At 44.4% G+C, this 1,430-nt stretch carries 1 protein-coding gene and 1 pseudogene; both read left to right on the top strand.

Annotation, left to right across the window (positions count from 1 at the left end; all coding sequences use genetic code 11):
* A pseudogene (locus KCG35_RS25305) lies at positions 1-1,288 on the top strand (hypothetical protein); the annotation flags it as partial.
* The coding region (locus KCG35_RS27200) for a phage tail protein (protein WP_215822625.1) at positions 1,278-1,430 on the top strand (153 nt) is incomplete at its 3' end. The pseudogene KCG35_RS25305 and the gene KCG35_RS27200, both read left to right, overlap by 11 nt.

Genomic DNA, 1,430 nt, shown 5'->3' with positions numbered 1-1,430 from the left:
GGGGGAAAAAGCCGCTCGAGATGCAGAAAACTTTAATGATGCCTTGTTGAATGCAAAGATGGCGTTAGGTGGCGTCAAAAACACCATTGGTGCGGCAATGATGCCGGCCTTCACCGAATTAATGAAACACTTTAAAGCCTGGGTAGTGAATTACCTGCCGCAAATACAAGCGTTTGCGAAAAATATTAGCCGTCGATTTAAAAGCTGGGCGAAAAATGTGTATGCACTGGGCCAGGGCTTTTTTAGTGTCACCAGTGTGATTAGCGATTTTATTTCCGCGACCATTGGCTGGAAAAACGTCGGCTATATTTTAGCAGGACTCATGGGCGTTAAATTATTTACGTCAATTATGACCTTCGGTAAAGCGGTCTGGAGTTTAATTCCGATTATTAAAGCCGTGGGCACCGCCTTTTTAATGAATCCGATTGGTTTAGCTGTCACCGCGATTGTCGGTGGTGCCGCGTTAATTATTACCTACTGGGAACCGATTAAATCCTTTTTTAGTGAGATATGGCGTTCGGTAAAAGGTTACTTTAATCAGTTCTGGGGATGGGCAAAAAATATCTTTTTTAGTTATTCACCGCTAGGGATTTTAATTAAAAACTGGGAGCCGGTATCTAATTTTTTTAGTAAAACCTGGGACAACATTAAGGGCATGTTTACAGGGGCTTGGGATCTTATTAAAGGTATATTTAATAAATCTCCCATTGGCATGTTGCTCAAACACTGGAAACCGGGTTTTGAATGGCTGGCGTCCAAATTCAGTTGGATTAAGGATATCATCAGTAGTGTATTTAACTGGTTTGGCGATGATGAGGAGGAAGAGAAAGAAGGCAAAAACGATAAGCAAAAAACGAAGCCTAAACCTAAACCCAAGCCCAAGCCCAAGCCATCATCGTATATTGCCCCACAACACCGAGGGCGGAGCCGAGGTATTCACTATGGGGTGAAACCTTATGCCATGGCGCGTCGCGGCCACAACTATTCGCTCAAAACCAAAACACGAAACCCTGTAAAAGCATCAGGACGTGTTATTTCCTTAGCCAAAGCGCGCAATAATAAGACTATTCAGGACCAATTACAGGCCAAACGTAACCAACACATTAAAATACAGAACCAGTCGCGTACCAATATCAATGCCCCGATTACCGTTCATGCCCAACCGGGTCAAAACAGTGAGGACATTGCTAAACGGGTAAGGGAAGAACTCAAACGGCGAGAATTTGAGGCGGAATCGGATCGTCGTGCATCACTTTATGATCAAGACGGTTTGACGTATGGCTACTAGCACCTTACTGAAATTAGGGCCGTTTACCTTTTCCATTGAGACGGCAGCGTTTAATCAACTGCAACGTGCCTGGTCGTTTACCTGGTCCGAGCAAAAACGCTTGGGCACTATCCCGCAATTGCAGTATACCGGTGAAGGTCAA

The sequence above is a fragment of the Zooshikella harenae genome (genome assembly GCF_018837975.1).
Taxonomy (GTDB): Bacteria; Pseudomonadota; Gammaproteobacteria; order Pseudomonadales; family Zooshikellaceae; genus Zooshikella; species Zooshikella harenae.
Note: the sequence above shows the minus strand (reverse complement) of the source record. Positions and strands in the feature narration are given on the sequence as shown.